Here is a 19,992-nt window from a genome sequence, read left to right as displayed (position 1 = left end):
TCCGCGCGGACCCGCGTGCCGTTAACCCTGAGTTGCCGTGTCCTTCACCGCGCGGCCGGCTCCGAGTAACGGCTCACGCCTAGGTTCTAGGCGTGGCTTCGACCACCCCATGCATCACACGATCCCGCACAGGAGGAAATTTGTCCCCTCAAGGCCGTACTCTGTTGAACTTGTTGGACTTCACGTCCGGTCGCTCTCATCGCACCTGCGTCTACAAGTGCGGGAACGCCTGCGCCAAGCCGGTCCCGAACACATCGGACAACGAATACTTTCGCGACGTTGTGAGACGCACATTCGACCGACGTTCCGTCCTCAAGGGATTCGGAGCGGCCGCCGTAACCGTTGGCGGCGCCAGCGTTCTGGCGGCGCGCGGTCCGGACGCCCAGGCAAGCGCGCCCGGTGGCGCGTCGGGAGGAGCGTCCGCCGGCGCGTCGTCCTCCACACCACCAGGACTGCGATTCGAGGCGGTGGCCCCCAACACGGAAGACGCACTCAAAGTCCCGCAAGGTTACACGAGCGACGTCGTGATTCGCTGGGGCGACCCAGTGGTCCCCGGTGCGCCGAACTGGGACCTCAACCACCAGTCCCCCGAATCGGCCGCCGGCCAATTCGGATTCAACTGCGATTTCGCCGAACTGTTGCCGATCGAGGGGCAACGCAACAGGTTCCTCCTGGTCAGCAACCACGAGTACACGACGCCGCAACAGATGTTTCCCGGATACGACCCCGAGAACCCCACAGAACAACAAGTCCGGACCGAATGGGAATCCCACGGATTGAGCATCGTCGAGGTGCAGGGCAACGACCGGGACGGGAGACTGCGGCCGGTCATGGGCAAATACAACCGGCGCATCACGGCGACCACGGAATTCGCCCTCGTCGGTCCCGCCGCAGGATCGGATCTCGTGAAGACCTCGTCGGATCCTTCCGGAACCAAGGTCCGGGGAACCCTGAACAATTGCTCCGGCAGCCTCACCCCTTGGGGAACAATCCTTTCCGGCGAAGAAAACGTGGACCAGTACTTCGCCGGTGGCGCGGAAGCTCGGGACGAAACGGCGAGGAGTCGTTACAAGCGATACGGCATGGAAGACTCCGTGACCGCGCGGCGCTGGGAAAACTTCGACGACCGGTTCGACATTCGCAAGGAACCCCAGGAGCCTTACCGCTTCAATTACATCATCGAGGTGGATCCCTGGGATCCCACGTCGACCCCGGTCAAGCACACCGCCCTGGGCCGCTTCAAGCACGAGGCCGCCGCCATTCACGTGACGGACGATGGTTCCGTGGTCGCCTACTCGGGTGACGACACGCGGTTCGAGTACCTGTACAAGTTCGTCAGCGCGCGGAAGATCGCACAGGGCGCCTCGGAAGAGGCCAGGAAGCAGAACATGAAGGTCCTCGACGAGGGCACGCTGTACGTCGCCCGTTTCGAGGGGAATTCGGCGGACTTCACCGAGGGCACGCTGCCCGAGGACGGCGCGTTCGACGGCACCGGCCAATGGCTCGAGTTGGCGACGTGCACCGCCGACGGCGCCGTCACCTCCCACGTGGAAGGCATGACCGGCGAAGAGGTTCTGGTGTTCACACGTTTTGCCGCGGACCAGGCAGGAGCGACCAAGATGGACCGACCGGAAGACGTCCAGCCCAGCCCGAAAACCGGCAAGGTCTACGCGGCCTTGACCAACAATTCCTATCGAGGCGCCAACCGGCCGGGCAAGGATGACGCCCCGACGGCCGAATACGCTCCCATCAAGGAGAACAAGAACGGTATGGTCCTCGAGATGGATGATGACCACACCGGCACTTCCTTCGGCTGGAACCTGCTGCTGGTCTGTGGCGATCCGGACGACGCCGAAACCTACTTCGGCGGTTTCGACAAGTCCTCCGTCTCCCCCATCTCCTGCCCGGACAATGTCGCCTTCGACGAGCACGGCAATCTGTGGATTTCGACGGACGGCAATGCGTTGAAGTCCAACGACGGCTTGTTCGCGGTCTCGTTGGAGACACCCACGCGCGGACTGACCAAACAATTCCTGACGGTGCCGAAAGGAGCCGAAACCTGCGGACCGGTCGTGCGAGAAAAACGGGTCCTGGTCAATGTGCAGCACCCCGGTGAGGATGAGGAGGCGACGGTGGAGTCCACGACGTCCCACTGGCCCGATGGAGGCACCTCGACTGCTCGTCCGTCCACGGCGGTCGTCTGGAAGAAGGACTACGGCCCGATCGGGGCCTGATCACGGCAGAGGCCCGGTTCCCGCACATGATGGTGTGCGGGAACCGGGCCTTCCGTTCTGTCTGGGACAGATCCGTCAGATGTTGAAGCCGAGGGCGCGCATTTGGTCGCGCCCTTCCTCCGTGATGCGCTCGGGACCCCACGGCGGCATCCAAACCCAGTTGACGTGCCATTCGTCCACGAGCGGCTCGAGGTTCTGAGCCACCTGTTCCTCGATGACGTCCTGGAGCGGGCATGCGGCCGTCGTCAGGGTCATGTCCATGATCAGACCGCCCTCGTCGTCCCATCGCGTGCCGTACAACAGGCCGAGGTCGACGATGTTGACGCCGAGCTCGGGGTCGATCACATTCGCGAGAGCGTCCTCGATTTCCTGACGACCGGGCTGGCCCTCGGGTGCTTCGGTTGCGGTTTCACTCATGCCTTGGCTCCTTGGAGGTAACCGACGTAGCCCTCCTCTTCAAGACGTTCGGCCAGTTCGGGACCGCCCTGGTCCGCGACGTGTCCGTCGACGAAGACGTGGACGAAATCGGGCTTGATGTAGCGCAGGATGCGCGTGTAGTGGGTGATCAGCATGACGCCGAGGTCATTGGCCTCGTGGGCGCGGTTGACGCCCTCGGAGACCACCTGCAGGGCGTCGATGTCCAGGCCGGAGTCGGTTTCGTCGAGGATTCCGAACTTCGGCTGCAGGAGTTCGAGCTGAAGAATCTCGTGACGCTTCTTCTCGCCGCCGGAGAATCCCTCGTTGACGTTGCGCGAGACGAAGTCGGGATCGATCTTCAGCTGGTTCATCGCGCCCTTGACGTCCTTGGTCCAGGTGCGCAGGGCCGGGGCCTCACCGGACACGGCCGTCTTCGCGGAACGCAGGAAGTTGGACATCGTGACCCCGGGGATCTCGACCGGGTACTGCATGGCCAGGAAGAGACCCGCACGAGCACGCTCGTCGACCGACATCGCGGTCACGTCCTCGCCATCGAGCAGGATCTCGCCGGAATCGACCGTGTACTTCGGGTGACCGGCGATGGTCGAGGCCAGGGTGGACTTGCCGGAACCGTTCGGGCCCATGATCGCGTGGATCTCGCCCGACTTGATGGTCAGGTTGACGCCCTTGAGGATCGGCTTGGTGTTCTCATCATCGAGGATGACGGATACGTGCAGATCCTTGATCTCAAGAGTGGACATTGTTCTCCTCTGAAAGTTGTGAAGTTCTTCGAGTGCCGGACGGGCTTTAGTTGTTGCTGATCGCCAGCTCGTCCTCCAGGGCCTCCATCAGGGAGTCCTCGAGGTCGGCATCGCCGATCTGCTGGATGATCTCGTAGAGGAAGCCGCGCACGACCAGGCGTCGGGCCTGCTTCTCGGGAATGCCGCGAGCCATGAGGTACCAGAGGTGCTCGTCGTCGAGCTGGCCGGTGGTCGAGGCGTGCCCCGCACCCTCGATGATGCCGGTCTCGATTTCGAGGTTGGGCACCGAATCCGCACGGGCGCCGTCGGTCAGCACCAGGTTCTGATTCTTCTCGTAGCTGTCCGTGCCTTCGGCGGCCTTCTGGATCAGGACGTCGCCAACCCACACCGTGTGGGCCTTCTCCCCCTGCAATGCACCCTTGTACAGCACGTTGGACGTGTTGCGGGGAGCATTGTGGTCCACGAAGGAGCGGTGCTCGAGGTGCTGGCCTGCGTCGGCGAAGTACAGTCCGAACAGCTGCGCATTGCCGCCCTCGTCGCTGAACCTCACGTTCGAATTCAGGCGGACGACGTCGCCGCCGAGCGTCACACTGATGTGCTTGTAGTGCGCGTCCTTGCCGACCTCGGCATCGTGCTGACCCACGTGGAGCGTGTCATCCTGCCAACGCTGCAAGGAAATCACGGTGAGCGTGGCTCCCTGTCCGACGATGATCTCGACGTTGCCGTTGTGGATCGCCGACCCGGTGTGCTCGATGACCAAGGTGCTGTGCGAGTTCTCGCCCGCCTCGATGACCACATGACTGTTGGACCTGGCTGAGGCCGACTTGCCCTCGATCCGGACCGCGACGGGAGCTTCGTGCTCCGCATTCTCGGGAATCCGGACGTAGGTGGCCTGGGGCGCGTTGGCCGATCCCACGACCGCTGCGCGGTCGGCCGGGCGAAGCACGGTGTCCCTGGGGGCCTGGCCCGAGGCGAGCTCGCCCGACAACCACGACTCCGGTCCGTCGAAACTCACTTCGACGGCCGGGCCACCCTCGACCTCATCGGTCGCAGCGTCCTCGAACAGCGGGGCGAGCTTCTTGATCGGGGTGAAACGCCATTCTTCCTCACGCCCGTTCGGCACGGAGAAGTCGGCAACGTCGAAACTCCAGGGCCGCTCGGCGCGGGAGTGCATGACCTGCGATCCGTTCTCACCCGCATTCGCGGACTTTCTGGCCCCAATGGTGTCATCCGTGGCCAGATCCGGGGATAGCTTCTCACCCTCCTGGTCCATTCCCGGGATTGCCGGGCGAGCCTCACCAACGTGGACTCCGCCGACGTTCTCGGGGGTCTCCGTCTGATCCTGTTTGATCTGATCAGTCATCTTTTAGCCTACGGATCCTTCCATCTGGAGTTCGATAAGACGGTTCAGCTCGAGGGCGTACTCCATGGGGAGCTCGCGCGCAATCGGCTCGACGAAGCCGCGCACGATCATCGCCATGGCCTCGTCCTCGGGAAGACCGCGCTGCTGGAGATAGAACAACTGCTCCTCGGAGACCCGGGAGACGGTCGCCTCGTGCCCCAGAGTGACTTCGTCCTCGCGGATGTCGATGTAGGGATACGTGTCCGACCGGGAGATCGTGTCCACGAGGAGGGCATCGCAGACCACATTGTTCTTCGAATGCTTGGCGCCTTCTCTGACCTGAACGAGGCCTCGGTAGGCCGCGCGCCCGCCACCGCGGGCCACGGACTTGGAGACGATCGAGCTCGAGGTATTCGGCGCGATGTGCACCATCTTGGAACCAGTGTCCTGGTGCTGGCCCTCGCCCGCGAAAGCGATCGAGAGGGTCTCGCCCTTGGCATGTTCGCCCGTCATGTAGACGGCCGGGTACTTCTGGGTGACCTTGGAACCGATGTTGCCGTCGATCCACTCCATGGTCGCGCCCTCGTGTGCGATAGCACGCTTGGTCACGAGGTTGTACACGTTGTTCGACCAGTTCTGGATGGTCGTGTAGCGAACTCGTGCGTTCTTCTTGCACACGATCTCGACGACGGCGGAGTGCAACGAATCCGACTTGTAGATCGGTGCCGTGCAGCCCTCGATGTAGTGAACGTAGGAATCCTCGTCCGCGATGATGAGGGTCCGCTCGAACTGGCCCATGTTCTCCGTGTTGATCCGGAAGTAGGCCTGCAACGGGATCTCCACGTGGACTCCCGGGGGCACGTACACGAACGAGCCTCCGGACCAGACCGCCGTGTTCAGCGCGGCGAACTTGTTGTCACCCACCGGGATGACCGTACCGAAGTACTCCTCGAAGAATTCGGGGTGTTCCTTCAGCGCGGTATCCGTGTCCATGAAGATCACGCCCTGGCGCTCGAGGTCCTCACGAATCTGGTGGTAGACCACCTCCGACTCGTACTGAGCCGCCACGCCGGCGACCAGGCGGTTCCTCTCGGCCTCGGGGATGCCGAGCTTCTCGTACGTATTGCGGATGTCTTCCGGCAGATCTTCCCAGGTCTCGGCCTGGCTTTCCGTGGAACGGACAAAGTACTTGATGTTGTCGAAGTCGATCTCGTTGAGGTCGGCACCCCAGGTCGGCATCGGCTTGCGATCGAAGAACTTCAGGGCCTTGAGCCGCAGGTTCAACATCCATTCCGGTTCGTTCTTTTTTGCGGAGATGTCGCGGACAACGTCCTCGTTCAGACCGCGCTTGGCCGATTGGCCGGCGTCGTCCGAGTCGTACCAGCCGTACTGGTACGTCCCGATGCCTTCCAGCTCCGGGTTCTTCTCCAGAACGTCTGAAATGACGTTTCCGTCGGCATTGCGCTCAACTTGTTCAGTCATTGAGACCTTTCCTTACTGAGTGTCGCTTCCCCGGGAGGAAGCGGTGGCTTGATGTGTCCCGCGAGCCAACGGGATGTGTGTGGTGCAAACGTGGGCTCCCCCGGCCATGGTGGAGAGCCTTCGGACATCGACACCCAGAAGGGATGCGATGACTCGGGTCTCTTCATCACAGAACTCGGGAAATTCTTCGGCAAGGTCACGCACCGGGCAGTGGCCTTGGCACAACTGGATGCTGGAGAGCAAGTGCTCGGGCAACTCGACCGTCTTGGCAGCCTCGCCCATGGCCATGACCGATGTGCTGGCCACGAAGCCGTCACGAGTCATGGCGTCGCCGAGCGCTTTGGCGCGGTCCGAGATGTCCGGACCGGCGGCGTCGACAATTGGTCGATAGCGTTCCTCCATGTCCTTGAAGCGACGGTGAGCAAATTCTTCGAGTGCATCGTGCCCCATGGCACCGCGCAACGTCTTGAGCGAGTCGATGGCGATGTCCAGATAGTCGTTGCCGAGCCTCGCGTGCCCCTGCGGCGCGATGACGTACCGTCGGGCCGGACGCCCGGCACCGGCACCCTGCTTGCGGACCATCGTGATTTCGATCAGCTGGTCCTTCTCAAGCGCTTCGAGATGCCTGCGGATGGCCGCGGGCGTCAGGCCGAGGTGTCGACCGAGATCTGCCGCGGACACGGGACCGTGTGCCAGCACTCCCTGGAGGACCCGATCCCGGGTCCTTTCTTCGGTTTCGGCACCTCCCTGCTGAGAGGCGCCCTGGGCTTGGGCTTGTTCCTTCACGAAATACACAACTAAATTATGTCCTAATCTATTCCCGCGCATCCAGTAAGGGCGACCTTGCCCGTGACCAGCGGCGGCCTGCATCACAATGCACCCAGGTGACCGCGCTGCGTCGTAGACTGTGACAGTGCCACTTCATGATGACAACCGGCAGCGGGTCTCGCCGTCAGAGTTCGAACCAGCGTTGCTGATCGACGATCTGCGCAAGGATTTCTCCCTACCCCGCAGAAAACGCAACCGGGCGACGCCGGGCGCCGAGAGCCAGGCCACGTTGAGGGCCGTCGACGGGATCAGTCTACGTGCGGCCCCCGGCAAAGTCACGGCCCTTCTCGGAGCCAACGGCGCGGGGAAATCCACGACCCTCTCGTGCGCTCAGGGGCTGCTCAAGCCCACCGCGGGACGGGTGAGACTGCTGGGCGAAGACCCTTGGAGGGCTGGCCCCTCGCTGCGGGCCCGAGTCGGCATCATGCTCCAAGAAGGGGGCCTGCCCCAGGCGATACGCCCCATCCCTCTCCTGCGCCATGTGGCCTCGATGTATCGCAAACCTGCCGACGTCGATGCCCTGGTATCCCGGCTGGGCATCGACGGGTTCGACCGCACCAATATTCGGCGCCTCTCGGGCGGCCAGCGACAGCGCGTGGCACTGGCGGCTGCCCTCGTGGGCGACCCGGAAGTCCTGTTCCTGGACGAACCCTCCGCCGGCCTTGATCCCCAGTCCCGGCACGTCGTCTTCGACCTCGTCCGCGAGGTCAAGGAATCCGGCACGTGCATCGTTCTCACGACTCACCTCATGGACGACGCCCAACGACTCGCGGACGACGTCTACATCGTCGACGAAGGACGCAATGTCGTCGAGGGCCAGGTCGACGACTTGCTCAACAACAGCCAGGACCGGAAGACCCTTCGATTCGCCGTATCACGGCGTGGCATGCAGTTGCTTGATGTCTTCCCGGCACCCCTGGCGGAAGGCCTCACCCTGAGGGAAGAACATGCCGGGTCCTACGAAATCTCCGGTCCGATCCGCCCAGAGCATTTGTCCCACCTGGCCGGAACCTGGGCAGAGCTCGGAGAACTTCCCACGAGTCTGGAGCTGAAGCCCCGAAGCCTGGAAGACCTGTTCCTCGACATTTCTGGGAGGACCATTCGATGAGCCACAGCACCGAGACCGGCGCACCGGTCGATTCGGACACATTCCGGCCGACCGATGGAGCACGGGAGCCCGCCTCCGTATCGAGCCGAATCCTCGCACAGGGCAAATACGAGACCCTGGCGATGCTCAAGAACGGCGAGCAGCTCATGCTCTTGATCCTCTTCCCCCTGATGGCGCTCTTCGGACTCGCTTTCACCGGTTTTCTGGACGGATGGGCCGAGCAGTTCGGAGGTTCTCGGATCGACGTCGCGATGCCTGGGGTTCTGGCCCTGTGCGCGATGTCCACAGCTCTCTCCGGACAGGGAATTGCCACGGGGTTCGACCGCCGGTACGGAGTTCTCAGGTTTTTGTCGACGACGCCGCTCGGACGCGGCGGCCTCGTTGCAGGAAAGGCCGTTGCCGTTCTGACTGTCGTGGCCATTCAGTACGTCGTCATGGGCGTCGTCGGACTGTTCCTGGGGTGGAAACCTGATGTTCCGGGATTCCTGCTGTCCCTTCCGGCGCTCGTCCTGGGAGTCGCCGCGTTCACGGCGGTGGGCTTGCTGGTGGCGGGGACGGTCCGGGCCGAGGCAACGCTCGCCGTCGTCAACACGCTGTGGGTCGTCCTCGCTGCGCTCGGGGGATCTCTCATACCCGCCCACCATTTCCCTGGTGGGGGTTCCTGGTTCATCGAGCTGCTTCCGTCGGGCGCACTGGGCGAAGCGCTGCGGGCGGGAATGCTCGCTCACCACGTGGCGTGGGGCCCGCATCTGGTGCTGATCGCGTGGATCGTCATCGCGGGTCTTGCCGCGAGGCGCTGGTTCAAGTGGTCATGACCACGTCCGTTCCATTCGCTTCGAGCCGGTTGACCACGAATAATGGGTAAGGCATTGCGTATTCGACGTCGTTCTCCAGCCGAGGTGCACTCATGACCACCACATCCGCCATTCGTCGGGGCTCGTTCCTCGACCGGTTCATTCCGCTGAACGTCAACGGGTGGGTCCGGACCCTCGGCATAGCTTCGATTTTGGTGAACTTCCTTCTGGTCCTGACGGGTGGCCTGGTTCGGCTCACGGGATCCGGCCTCGGCTGCCCCACCTGGCCGCGATGCACCTCGGATACCTGGACCAACGTCCCGGCCATGGGCATTCACGGGTTCATCGAATTCGGTAACCGCACCCTGACCGGCGCGGTCGGCATCATTGCCCTCCTGACCTTCATCTCGGTCTGGCGGTTGCGCGGACGGTACACCGATTTGTTCGGCATTGCCTTCGTCCTCGGCCTGGGTGTCATTGTCCAGGCGGTCGTCGGAGGGCTTTCCGTGTGGTTGCGACTCAATCCCTGGATGGTCGGCGTCCACTTCATGTTGTCCGGATTCATGGTGGCACTTGCCGCCATCTTCTACGCCAGGGTCAGGCGGTACTCGATGAGGAAGGTCATCGAGTCCGAGCGGCTGAGCGACCGTCCGGAAGCGGACAACGTCCAGAGGTTCCTGGGCATCGTGATCGCCGCCGTCACCATCGTTGCCGTCTACATGGGAACGCTGGTCACCGGAACCGGACCGCACTCGGGCGACACGGACAGCGCCCGACACGCCTTCGATCCCCAGGTGGTCACCCGGCTGCACAGCATCCCCGTCTGGGTCCTGCTGGTTCTCGTGATGGCGACTCTCGTCTTGGCCAAGCGCAAGAATTGGGCGCCCGCGGTGTCCCGGAATGCATGGATCATCGTGCTCGTGATGCTGTTCCAGGGTGCCATCGGCTACACGCAGTACTTCACCGGTTCGCCCGGGTTCCTGGTCTGGTTCCACCTCATCGGTGCTGGCCTGCTCATCTGGTCAGTCACCGCGCTGCTGGAACGCATGGTGGTTCTGGGCACCCCAGCACTCCGCGACCTCGCCGAAAGTCGCGTGGAGATCGCTGAGGCCAACGGCATCGTCTGACCGGAGCTGGCGACGGAGCCGGACCCGGTCGGCACCTCGACGAACACTATCCGGCATCCGGCGACCATGCCTTGCTTGGTGAGCTGCCACAACTCGTCGGAACGGCCGTCAGGCCACATCACATACGGAACATGGATCGCTCCTGGTCCCCCGTGGTCCATGCCGGACCAGAGCGACCGGCTGTGACTATTCTCCTGGGGTGAATCCAATGCGTTCGCTCTGGAATCCATGAACCTCATCGTGCCGGTACCCGAGAGGGCCACGTGAGCCCATGACTCCCGCGGGGGTGACTTCCGCGGATCAGCTCGAGTTACGAACTCGGGCTACAGGACCGGGCCTCCCACAAAGGGGTCCACGGCCAGGGCCACGAAGACGAGCGTCAGGTACGTAATCGAAGCGTGGAACACCACCATGGCCGTGCGCGAGGTCGCTTCCTCGGCGAGAGCACGCTGGTGCAGCTGATGGCATTTCCAAATGAACCACGCGCCGGAGAGCAACGCCGTCAGGCCGTACACCCAGCCGGCCCCGCCGACTGGAATGAGCATCAGAGAGCAGATCACGGTGGCCCACGCGTAGAGCACGACCTGTACCGATACGGCCTTCGCAGAGGCGATGGCACCGAGCATGGGAATTCCGGCTCTCTGGTAGTCCTCGGCGTACTTCATCGAGAGCGGCCAGTAATGCGGCGGCGTCCACAGGAAGATGATGACGAACAGAACCAACGAGGAGAAGCTCAGCCTGTTCTCCACGGCCGCCCAGGCAATGAAGACCGGCATGCAACCGGCGATCCCGCCCCAGACAATGTTCTGGGTGGTGCGGCGCTTCAGGAACATCGAGTAGAACACGACGTAGAGCAAGATCGCGCCGAGGCCGAGCGCGCCGGCCAGAGGGTTGACGAGGAGAGTCAGGTACGCCACGGAGACGACGGACAACGCCCACGCGAACACGAGTCCTTGGCGGTCGGTGATTTCACCGGTCACGAGCGGGCGACGCTCGGTGCGCTTCATGAGACGGTCGGCATCGCGGTCGATGTAACAGTTGAATGCCCCGGCACCGCCCGCCGCCATGGCGCCGCCGATCATGGTGTTGAGGATGAGCCACAGATTCGGCAGGCCACCCGCGGCGAAGATCATGGTGGGGGCCGTGGTGACCAGCAGGAGTTCGATGACGCCGGGCTTTGTCAGGAGGACGAATCCCTTGATCTTGCGACGCAGTCCCACTTTTCCCGCGCTCGTGACGGCGCCGTGAGGGGCGGCGTCGTGAGTCGCTGACTCGGGAGGACCCGTCGGAAGCGACGGGCTCGGGATCCCATGGTCCGCCCCGGCGGCAACGTTCGTCGTCGCTGCCGGCCTCATGTCGCTGGAACTTTGGCGCTTCACTCATCGACCCTTCGTGATTGACTCCGCTGACCGGATGGAGACCAGGTCCCGCGGTGCGAGCGGTGCGCAATGTCGTGGTCCGCGGTTTCGAAAGCATCTCTCATCATATAACGGAAGGGGGTTACCGCCCTAGAGGGCCGCATGATATTTCGGTCTCTTCCGCCGAATGCGAATCTTTCTTCCGCTGTCGGCTCACACCCCTGACCTCATGAGCTCAGGTCAATTATGGTTGGAATCGGAAATGGCGAAAGCGTGGCCATCCGATGGCGCGGCCTCGCCTGTGTTTTCTGAGAAAGGGGCAAATGGTGCCGAACCTGAATGAAAAGCTCGAATGGACGACCGAGGACCAGCGCGCGGTGGACACGGTGCGGGTACTGGCGGCCGACGCCGTGGAAAAGGTCGGAAACGGGCACCCGGGAACGGCCATGAGTCTCGCACCCCTCGCCTATTTGCTGCACCAGAAGGTCATGCGCCACGACCCGACGGATGATCGCTGGGCGGGGCGGGACCGCTTCATCCTGTCCCCCGGCCACACCTCGTTGACCCTCTACATCCAGCTCTTCCTCTCGGGATACGGCCTCGAGATGAAGGATCTCGAAGCCTTGCGCACCTGGGGTTCGCTGACGCCGGGTCACCCGGAGTACAAGCACACGAAGGGCGTCGAAATCACGACCGGCCCCCTGGGACAGGGGCTCTCCTCGGCCGTGGGCTTCGCCTACGCGCAGCGTCGGATGCGGGGCATGTTCGATCCTGAGGCTCCCGCCGGCGAAAGCCCCTTCGACCACACCATCTACACGATTGCCTCGGACGGCGATCTGGAGGAAGGCGTGACGTCCGAAGCATCCTCGCTCGCCGGACACCAGCAGCTGGGCAATCTTATCGTCTTCTACGACCAGAACCAGATCTCCATCGAGGACGATACGGACGTCGCGTTCACCGAGGATGTCGAGAAGCGCTACGCGGCCTACGGCTGGGACGTTCGCTCGGTCGACTGGACCAACGGCGGAACCGGCTACTCGGAGGACGTCGAGGAACTCTACGCACAGATTCGCGATGCCAAGAAGGTCACGGACAAGCCGACGCTGATCGCGCTCAAGACCGTCATCGGTTGGCCCGCCCCGAACAAGCAGAACACCGGCGGAATCCATGGTTCGGCACTGGGCGGCGACGAGGTCAAGGCCGTCAAGGAGATTCTCGACTTCGATCCCGACAAGTCCTTCCAGATCGAGGAGGACATTCTTTCCCACACCCGGCAAGTCCAGGAGCGGAGCCGCCGGGAACGTGAGGAATGGACCAAGTCGTTCGAGGCGTGGCAGGCCAAGAATCCCGAAGCGGCGTCCTTGTACGCTCGGCTCTCCCAGGGCGAACTGCCCGAGAACTACAAGGACTCCTTCCCGGTCTTCGAGGCAGGATCTGCACTGGCCACACGCGCGGCCAGCGGCAAGGTCATCAATGCGATCGCCGAGACGTTCCCCGAGCTCTGGGGCGGTTCTGCCGATCTGGCCGGTTCCAACAACACCACGATCGAATCGGCCGATTCGTTCAACCCTTCGGCTCGTTCGACCAAGAAGTTCACCGCGAACCCCTACGGGCGGGTTTTGCACTTCGGCATCCGCGAGCACGCCGCGGCGGCCATCGTCAACGGCATCGTGCTCTCGTCCCCGACTCGCGCATTCAGCGGGACTTTCCTCATCTTCAGCGACTACCAGAGGCCTGCCATCCGCCTCTCGGCGCTGATGGGGATCCCGTCGATCTACGTCTGGACACACGACTCGATCGGCCTGGGTGAGGACGGCCCGACCCATCAGCCGGTCGAGCAGCTCTCGACGCTTCGTGCGATCCCGAACCTCGACGTCGTCCGCCCAGGAGACGCGAACGAGACGGCCGTTGCATGGCGCACGATTCTCGAGCAGAAGGATCGACCCGCAGGTCTCGCTCTGACTCGCCAGGGTCTGCCGACCTTGGCCCGCGAGGACCTCCACCCGGACGCCGACGGCGAAAAGTTCGCATCCGCCGAAGGCACGGCTCGCGGCGGTTACGTCCTGGCCGATACCGAGGCAGAGCCTCACGTGATCCTGATTGCGACAGGCTCCGAGGTCGAGTTGGCCCTCGAGGCGCGAGAGACGCTCGGCCAGGACGGAGTCTCGGCTCGCGTGGTGTCGATGCCCTGCCGTGAATGGTTCGACCGTCAGGACGCCTCCTACCGGGAGTCCGTGATTCCCTCCGGGATCACCGCTCGGGTCGCCGTCGAAGCCGGATTGCCGATGTCCTGGAACGACCTGCTGGGAAGCACGGGTCGCGCCGTCGGGCTCGACCACTTCGGGGCGTCCGCCGACTACAAGACGCTGTACAAGGAATTCGGGATCACCCCGGAGGCGGTCGTCGAGGCTGCCAAGGAATCCATCAACGCTTCACAGGGCTGATTACGAAGCGGGGCCGCCCATCGTCTCGGGTTGCCCCGCTTCCTTGTCGCATCGGCCCCACTCATCGTCAAGAGGAGAACATCATGTCAACACCAACTCAGAAGCTTTCGGATGCCGGCGTCTCCATCTGGCTGGACGATCTGTCCCGCGAAAGGCTCAGCTCGGGAAATCTGGACGAGCTCATCGAGAATCGCAACGTCGTTGGAGTGACCACCAACCCGACGATCTTCGCTCAGGCGCTGTCCCAAGGTGACGCCTACGACGAACAGATGAAGGAACTCGCTCAGGCCGGAGCTGACGTCGAGGATGCGGTCTTCACCGTGACGACCGACGACGTCCGTGATGCGTGCGATGTCTTCGCCACCATCTACGACGCCACCCAGGGAGTCGACGGGCGCGTGTCGATTGAGGTCGACCCCCGCCTGGCCCACAAGGCGGACGACACCGTGGCGATGGCCCAGCGGTTGCACGAGAGCGTCGGTCGCGAGAACGTCATGATCAAGATTCCCGCGACGGAAGCTGGCCTCGAACCCATCGCAGCAACGCTGGCAGCAGGAATCAGCGTCAACGTAACGCTGATCTTCTCCCTCGAACGCTATCGGGCCGTGATCAACGCTTTCATGGTGGGGCTCGAGCGTGCTCTGGAGAACGGTCATGACCTCAGCAAGATTCACTCGGTCGCCTCGTTCTTCGTGTCGCGCGTCGATGCCGAGGTGGACAAGCAGTTGGAGTCGATCGGTACGGACGAGGCACTCGGCCTCAAGGGCAAGGCCGGTCTCGCCAACGCGCGGCTCGCTTATCAGGTGTACGAGGAAGCATTCTCGACGGAACGGTGGAAGCGTCTCGAAGAAGCTGGCGCCCAGCCGCAACGCCCCTTGTGGGCGTCCACCGGCACGAAGGACCCGGCGTACTCGGACACGATGTACGTGACCGGGCTCGTGGTCCAGAACACCGTCAACACCATGCCGGAAAAGACCCTCGAGGCCACGGCCGATCACGCGGAGATCACCGGAGACACCGTGTCCGGAACCTACGATCAGGCGGAAGCCGACATCAACGCGCTGGAAAAGGTGGGGGTCTCCTACAACGACGTCGTCGAGAAGCTGGAAACCGAAGGAATCAAGAAATTCGAGGATTCCTGGGAAGAACTGCTCGATACCGTGTCCTCGGCCCTGCGCCAGTAACACGGGCACCGTGGAGGACCTCTCGTGGGTCCTCCACGGCGCTTCCCGGCCGGTGACGCGACCCCGTCACATTTTTCGAACAAAGGAATGGTGTGTCCGCTCCACAAGATTCAAATCCCCTGCGCGATCCACAGGATCGCCGACTGACGCGGGTCGCCGGTCCCTCGGCCCTGGTACTTTTCGGCGTCACTGGTGACCTCGCGCGCAAGAAGCTCCTGCCGGCCATTTACGACCTCATGAACCGTGGGCTTCTCCCACCCCGGTTCGCCCTCGTCGGTTTCGGCCGGCGCGACTGGTCGGACGACGACTTCCGGGCCCAAGTCCGGGAAGCCGTGGAAAACCACGCGCGGACACCTTTCCGAGAAGATGTCTGGAACCAGCTGACCGCGGGCATCCGGTTCGTCCAGGGCGCTTTCGACGACGCGGAAGCCTTCGGCCGTCTCAAGGAAACGCTCGAGGAACTGGACAAGACCCGAGGGACGCTGGGGAACCACGCCTTCTACTTGTCCATTCCCCCGAACGCCTTCGAAGCGGTCTGCACGCAACTGGCCGAGAACGGTCTGGCCTCCTCGGAGCAGACCGAGGGCTGGCGGCGCGTAGTCATTGAAAAGCCCTTCGGTCACGATCTCGAGTCCGCACGTGAACTCAATGAGATCGTCGAGAGCGTGTTCCCCGCCGATTCCGTTTTCCGGATCGACCACTACTTGGGCAAGGAAACGGTTCAGAACATCCTTGCACTGCGGTTCGCCAACGAAATGTTCGAGCCCCTCTGGAATGCGAACTACGTCGACCACGTTCAGATCACCATGGCCGAGGACATCGGGATCGGTTCTCGAGCCGGATATTACGAAGGCGTCGGTGCCGCGCGTGACGTGATTCAGAATCACCTTCTGCAGCTGCTGGCGCTGACCGCCATGGAGGAACCTATCCGGTTCGACGCCGAGTACTTGCGCGACGAAAAGGCCAAGGTCCTGGCTGCCGTCACTTTGCCCGATGACTTGGAGAGCTATTCGTCCCTCGGACAGTACGCCGGTGGGTTCCAGGGCGGAGAAGAGGTCAAGGGGTTCAAGGAGGAACAGGACATTCCGTCGGACTCCCGCACCGAGACCTTTGCCGCCATCAAATTGGACATCAACAACCGACGGTGGGCCGGCGTCCCGTTCTATCTTCGTGCCGGAAAGCGTTTGGGCCGAAGGGTCACCGAGATCGCCGTGGTGTTCAAGCGCTCCCCCAACCTGTTGTTCCGCGAGAATTCCTATGAGGAGTTCGGCCAGAACGCCATCGTGATCCGAATTCAGCCCGACGAAGGCGTGACCATTCGTTTTGCGTCCAAGGTTCCGGGAACGCAGATGGAATTGCGGGACGTCAGCATGGACTTCGGGTACGGTCACTCATTCACCGAATCCAGCCCCGAAGCCTACGAACGCCTGATCCTGGACGTTCTGCTCGGCGAACCTCCGCTCTTCCCCAGGCACGAAGAGGTCGAGCTGTCGTGGAAGATCCTCGACCCGTTCGAAAAGTACTGGGGAGACCATGGGGTCGCGCCCGAAGAGTATGCTCCCGGGTCATGGGGGCCGGAATCCGCGCATCGACTACTGGCTCGTGACGGACGTGCTTGGAGGAGGCCGTAATGATTCGAACACTCAAGGACACGACGAGTTCGGACGTCGACAAAGAACTGGCCAAAATGCGCGAGGAGACGGGCATCCGGACACTCGGACGCGTGCTCACTCTCGTGATCATGGCCGACATGGGCCACTCGGAGAGGGCCATCGAAGCCGCAATCGCGGCCAGCCACGAGCACCCGTGCCGGATCATTGTGCACATCTCCCACGATCCGAAGGCGGCGAATCGGTTGGATGCCGAGGCCAGCATGGGTGGCGACGCCGGCGCCAGCGAGATCGTCGTCCTTCGCGGCTGGGGCGAATCGGCCCACGCCTCGGAGTCCCTGATTGCGGCACTGCTGCTTCCCGATGCGCCGATCGTCGCATGGTGGCCCCATTCGCTTCCCGACTGCCCGGCTGACCACTCCATCGGCCGCATTGCCCACCGTCGAATCACCGATTCGGCCAGGGCAGAGGTCCCGTGGGATTCGCTCAACGAACTGCGGAAGCGCTACACCCCCGGGGACACGGATCTTGCCTGGACCAGGTTGACCCTGTGGCGCATTCAGCTGGCCGCGGTCATGGACGAGCCGCAGAAGCATCGCATCAACAAGGTCATCGTGGAGGGCTCCGAAAAGTCGCCTTCCGTCCTGCTCCTGGGCACATGGATCGGCTATCGGCTGGGGGCCACGGTCGAGATCCGTGAGAGCCCGCAGCCTCGAGGCCTCTACCGGGTCACGCTGTGCCGGGACGACGGGGAAGTCACCATCTACCGACCCGGCCGAAATATCGCGACGCTTTCCATCCCAGGAAGCGCGGATCAGCAGATCGCCCTGCCCGTCCGATCTCTCGCGGAATGCCTGGCGGAAGAACTTCGCCGTCTGGATCCGGACGAAGTCTTCGGGGAGGTCCTCAACGAGGCCCTCAGCCGGTCGGAGGTGCGATTCACGCAAGGCAGTGCGCCCGTCCCGGCAGGAGACCCCAGCGACTACACGGAGGTGTACGATGCCTGAGAACCGGACCGCGGTCATCCCCTATCCGACGAAGGATTTCGTCGCACAAGCGTCCGCAGCGAGGCTGTTGCTGCTGCTCGGTGACCGCACGGTGGGGGGCGACCCCGTCCACATCAGCATCACCGGAGGATCCCTCGGGACCGCGATTTGGGAGAAGGTGAGTCAGAGCCCTCTGGTTGAGACCGTCGACTGGTCGTGTGTGCACGTCTGGTGGTCGGATGAGAGGTTTCTGCCGACGGGCGATGCTGAGCGCAACGCGCATCAGGTCTTCGAGGCCTTTTTCGACAACGGGCCCGTGCCTGCGGCGAACCTGCACGTCATCGGTGCTTCGGACCAGTACTCGACACAGCACGAGGCGGCCCGTGCGTACGCTCGCGAGCTCGCCGACTTCGCCGAGCACGGCCACAGGGCACCACGGTTTGCCCTCTCCTTGCTCGGGATGGGCCCGGACGGACATCTGGCTTCCCTGTTCCCGGGAGGCCCGGACATCCGCCTGGATGAGCCCGACGTCGTCGGCGTCGAGAACTCCCCCAAGCCGCCGCCGGATCGCGTGAGCATGACCCTCCCCATGATCAATGCCTCGGACAGGATCTGGTTCCTGGTTTCCGGAGAGGACAAACAGGATGCCTTCCGCCGCGTATTGTCCCAGCGCGACCGGCAACCATCCGCGGACGCCTTGGTGGAGACACCCGCGTCCGGCGCCCGGGGAACCGAAGAAACGTTGTACCTGGTTTCGCGGGACTCATTGGACTGAGCCAGATCGGCGCCGGCCAGCGGCCAGAATTCTCCGGTGGCGCATGGTCCGACACGACGCACAAAGGAGCCCGGTTGCCATATCGCATGGCAACCGGGCTCCTTTGAAGTGTTCAGGACGTTGAGCTCAGCTGATCGCCGCGAGACAGCTGATCGCTACGGTGCGACTGTTCGCCGCGATGCAACGTCCTGAACGTAACTCGTCTCAGACGGCCGTGAAGCGCAGGAAGAGGGCGTAGCCGATAATCGCGAGAACCCAGATGACAGCCGTGGTGACGGTCAGGCGTATCAGGTTCTTCGAAGCGACGCCGGATGAATTCAGGGAGGTGCTCATTCCCCCGCCGAACATGTCGGACAGTCCGCCGCCCTTGCCCTTGTTGAGCAGGACGAAGAAAACCGTCATGATGCTGGTCAGCGCGATGATCCCCAAGAGGACCCAACGTACAATTTCCACTTCGACCTTTCGGTGCCTTCGTGTCTCAGCCCGGCCTGCTCAGCAGACGCCGGGCTCTGTTCCTCCGACCCGACTATACGCCATGGGTCAAGACGGTGCCTCGTTGGCTGGTGCATCCGGTGGACAGGGAACAGAGCACGCGCCTGTCCCCCGCCAACTGCCTATTCGGAGACCACGTGCTTCTCGAAGCGTGCGATGTTCGCGAATTCCTCGGCCTTGAGAGACGCACCCCCGACGAGGACGCCGTCGACATCCTTCTCAGCGAGAGTTGCCGCCGCGTTGGCCGCCTTGACCGAACCCCCGTAGAGGATCCTGATAGCGGATGCAGTCTCGGCGTCGTAGAGGTTTTCGAGCTCCGCCCGAATGGCAGCGGACATTTCCTGGGCGTCTTCCGGGCCCGCGACCTCGCCGGTACCGATGGCCCACACTGGTTCGTACGCCACGACCAGAGTTTTGGCGTTGGACGCTGACAGGCCCTTGAGCGAGCCGCGGAGCTGTTCGAGGGTGAACCCGACGTGGTTCCCGGCCTTGCGCTCCTCCAGTCCTTCCCCGACGCACAGAATGGGGGTCAGACCGTGCCGATATGCGGCATCAACCTTTTTGGAACACAGCTCGTCGTCTTCCTGGTGGATGGTTCTGCGCTCGGAGTGGCCGACCAGAACGTAGGTGCACTCGAGCTTCTTCAGGAATGCGCCAGAGATGTCACCGGTGTATGCTCCCGAGTCCTGGTCCGACAGGTCCTGGGCGCCATACTCGAGCTTGAGCTTGTCCCCGTTGACCAAGGTCTGTACTGATCGCAGGTCGGTGGACGGCGGGAACACGGCCACCTCGACGCGGTCGTAGTCGAAATTGGCGTCGTCGAGGGTCCACGCGAGCTTCTGCACCAGCGCGACGCCCTCCGCGTGGTCCATATTCATTTTCCAGTTGCCGGCGATCAGTGGGGTTCGATCGAAGGCTCCGTTGGTCTGAGTCGTCAAAATCTATGTCCTTTCGGTGAGCATCGTCGCTGATGTCTGGTGTGCGGGCGAAACTTCCGTCGGATCCGCACATCCTCCGACGCAAGACGGCGGGCCGACCACGTCCGTGGTT

The 19,992-nt window shown here is 63.1% G+C and carries 17 protein-coding genes; 9 read left to right on the top strand and 8 right to left on the bottom strand.

Annotation, left to right across the window (positions count from 1 at the left end; all coding sequences use genetic code 11):
- Nucleotides 1-281 precede the first annotated feature (281 nt).
- Entirely contained in the window at nucleotides 282-2,234 is a 1,953-nt protein-coding gene (locus EWU68_RS03055) for a PhoX family protein (protein ID WP_238692272.1), read from the top strand.
- A 75-nt stretch (nucleotides 2,235-2,309) separates the two neighbouring features.
- Here the strand turns inward: EWU68_RS03055 and EWU68_RS03050 are convergent, their stop codons facing one another.
- From EWU68_RS03050 to EWU68_RS03030, 5 genes are all read right to left on the bottom strand, one after another.
- Nucleotides 2,310-2,651, bottom strand: coding sequence for a metal-sulfur cluster assembly factor (locus EWU68_RS03050; protein ID WP_129314352.1), 342 nt, complete (start codon nucleotides 2,649-2,651; stop codon nucleotides 2,310-2,312).
- Nucleotides 2,648-3,412, bottom strand: a complete 765-nt coding sequence (sufC, locus tag EWU68_RS03045) for a Fe-S cluster assembly ATPase SufC (RefSeq protein WP_129314351.1) — start codon at nucleotides 3,410-3,412, stop codon at nucleotides 2,648-2,650. The genes EWU68_RS03050 and sufC overlap by 4 nt, the downstream gene beginning before the upstream one ends.
- A gap of 46 nt (nucleotides 3,413-3,458) precedes the next feature.
- Nucleotides 3,459-4,685, bottom strand: coding sequence for a Fe-S cluster assembly protein SufD (gene sufD / locus EWU68_RS03040; RefSeq protein WP_129314522.1), 1,227 nt, complete (start codon nucleotides 4,683-4,685; stop codon nucleotides 3,459-3,461).
- Nucleotides 4,686-4,778: 93 nt separating this feature from the next.
- Nucleotides 4,779-6,236: a Fe-S cluster assembly protein SufB gene (gene sufB / locus EWU68_RS03035; protein WP_129314350.1), complete on the bottom strand. Its 1,458-nt coding sequence runs from the start codon at nucleotides 6,234-6,236 to the stop codon at nucleotides 4,779-4,781.
- Between the two features lie 12 nt (nucleotides 6,237-6,248).
- Nucleotides 6,249-7,031 (bottom strand): helix-turn-helix transcriptional regulator, encoded by a 783-nt coding sequence (locus EWU68_RS03030; protein ID WP_238692270.1) that lies wholly within the window; start codon nucleotides 7,029-7,031, stop codon nucleotides 6,249-6,251.
- Between the two features lie 262 nt (nucleotides 7,032-7,293).
- Here EWU68_RS03030 and EWU68_RS03025 point away from each other — a divergent pair, with 262 nt between their 5' ends.
- The 3 genes from EWU68_RS03025 to EWU68_RS03015 all read left to right on the top strand — a co-directional run bounded on the left by EWU68_RS03025 (nucleotide 7,294) and on the right by EWU68_RS03015 (nucleotide 10,093).
- Complete coding sequence (locus EWU68_RS03025; protein WP_238692299.1) at nucleotides 7,294-8,172, top strand: ABC transporter ATP-binding protein; 879 nt, start codon at nucleotides 7,294-7,296, stop codon at nucleotides 8,170-8,172.
- Nucleotides 8,169-8,987: an ABC transporter permease gene (locus EWU68_RS03020; protein WP_129314348.1), complete on the top strand. Its 819-nt coding sequence runs from the start codon at nucleotides 8,169-8,171 to the stop codon at nucleotides 8,985-8,987. The genes EWU68_RS03025 and EWU68_RS03020 overlap by 4 nt, the downstream gene beginning before the upstream one ends.
- Before the next feature lie 92 nt (nucleotides 8,988-9,079).
- Nucleotides 9,080-10,093, top strand: a complete 1,014-nt coding sequence (locus EWU68_RS03015; RefSeq protein WP_129314347.1) for a COX15/CtaA family protein — start codon at nucleotides 9,080-9,082, stop codon at nucleotides 10,091-10,093.
- A gap of 323 nt (nucleotides 10,094-10,416) precedes the next feature.
- Here the strand turns inward: EWU68_RS03015 and EWU68_RS03010 are convergent, their stop codons facing one another.
- Nucleotides 10,417-11,448: a heme o synthase gene (locus EWU68_RS03010; RefSeq protein ID WP_129314346.1), complete on the bottom strand. Its 1,032-nt coding sequence runs from the start codon at nucleotides 11,446-11,448 to the stop codon at nucleotides 10,417-10,419.
- A gap of 326 nt (nucleotides 11,449-11,774) precedes the next feature.
- Here EWU68_RS03010 and tkt point away from each other — a divergent pair, with 326 nt between their 5' ends.
- From tkt to pgl, 5 genes are all read left to right on the top strand, one after another.
- Entirely contained in the window at nucleotides 11,775-13,895 is a 2,121-nt protein-coding gene (gene tkt / locus EWU68_RS03005) for a transketolase (protein ID WP_129314345.1), read from the top strand.
- Nucleotides 13,896-13,978: 83 nt separating this feature from the next.
- Nucleotides 13,979-15,079 (top strand): transaldolase, encoded by a 1,101-nt coding sequence (gene tal, locus EWU68_RS03000; protein WP_129314344.1) that lies wholly within the window; start codon nucleotides 13,979-13,981, stop codon nucleotides 15,077-15,079.
- Between the two features lie 119 nt (nucleotides 15,080-15,198).
- Complete coding sequence (gene zwf, locus EWU68_RS02995) at nucleotides 15,199-16,710, top strand: glucose-6-phosphate dehydrogenase (RefSeq protein WP_129314520.1); 1,512 nt, start codon at nucleotides 15,199-15,201, stop codon at nucleotides 16,708-16,710.
- Nucleotides 16,710-17,696, top strand: a complete 987-nt coding sequence (locus EWU68_RS02990) for a glucose-6-phosphate dehydrogenase assembly protein OpcA (RefSeq protein WP_129314343.1) — start codon at nucleotides 16,710-16,712, stop codon at nucleotides 17,694-17,696. Before zwf ends, EWU68_RS02990 begins: the two co-directional genes overlap by 1 nt.
- Nucleotides 17,689-18,450, top strand: a complete 762-nt coding sequence (pgl, locus tag EWU68_RS02985) for a 6-phosphogluconolactonase (RefSeq protein ID WP_129314342.1) — start codon at nucleotides 17,689-17,691, stop codon at nucleotides 18,448-18,450. Before EWU68_RS02990 ends, pgl begins: the two co-directional genes overlap by 8 nt.
- Before the next feature lie 204 nt (nucleotides 18,451-18,654).
- Here the strand turns inward: pgl and secG are convergent, their stop codons facing one another.
- Complete coding sequence (gene secG, locus EWU68_RS02980) at nucleotides 18,655-18,903, bottom strand: preprotein translocase subunit SecG (protein ID WP_129314341.1); 249 nt, start codon at nucleotides 18,901-18,903, stop codon at nucleotides 18,655-18,657.
- A gap of 161 nt (nucleotides 18,904-19,064) precedes the next feature.
- Nucleotides 19,065-19,880: a triose-phosphate isomerase gene (gene tpiA, locus EWU68_RS02975; protein ID WP_129314340.1), complete on the bottom strand. Its 816-nt coding sequence runs from the start codon at nucleotides 19,878-19,880 to the stop codon at nucleotides 19,065-19,067.
- Between the last annotated feature and the right edge of the window lie 112 nt (nucleotides 19,881-19,992).

It is taken from the genome of Rothia koreensis, assembly GCF_004136575.1.
GTDB classification, from domain to species: Bacteria; Actinomycetota; Actinomycetes; order Actinomycetales; family Micrococcaceae; genus Rothia; species Rothia koreensis.
Note: the sequence above shows the minus strand (reverse complement) of the source record. Positions and strands in the feature narration are given on the sequence as shown.

Coding starts and splice junctions, on each gene's coding strand:
- EWU68_RS03050 (WP_129314352.1), bottom strand. CDS start 2,651: ATGAGTGAAACCGCAACCGAAGCACCCGAGGGCCAGCCCGGTCGTCAG.
- sufC (WP_129314351.1), bottom strand. CDS start 3,412: ATGTCCACTCTTGAGATCAAGGATCTGCACGTATCCGTCATCCTCGAT.
- sufD (WP_129314522.1), bottom strand. CDS start 4,685: ATGGACCAGGAGGGTGAGAAGCTATCCCCGGATCTGGCCACGGATGAC.
- sufB (WP_129314350.1), bottom strand. CDS start 6,236: ATGACTGAACAAGTTGAGCGCAATGCCGACGGAAACGTCATTTCAGAC.
- EWU68_RS03020 (WP_129314348.1), top strand. CDS start 8,169: ATGAGCCACAGCACCGAGACCGGCGCACCGGTCGATTCGGACACATTC.
- EWU68_RS03015 (WP_129314347.1), top strand. CDS start 9,080: ATGACCACCACATCCGCCATTCGTCGGGGCTCGTTCCTCGACCGGTTC.
- EWU68_RS03010 (WP_129314346.1), bottom strand. CDS start 11,448: ATGAGGCCGGCAGCGACGACGAACGTTGCCGCCGGGGCGGACCATGGG.
- tkt (WP_129314345.1), top strand. CDS start 11,775: ATGGTGCCGAACCTGAATGAAAAGCTCGAATGGACGACCGAGGACCAG.
- tal (WP_129314344.1), top strand. CDS start 13,979: ATGTCAACACCAACTCAGAAGCTTTCGGATGCCGGCGTCTCCATCTGG.
- EWU68_RS02990 (WP_129314343.1), top strand. CDS start 16,710: ATGATTCGAACACTCAAGGACACGACGAGTTCGGACGTCGACAAAGAA.
- pgl (WP_129314342.1), top strand. CDS start 17,689: ATGCCTGAGAACCGGACCGCGGTCATCCCCTATCCGACGAAGGATTTC.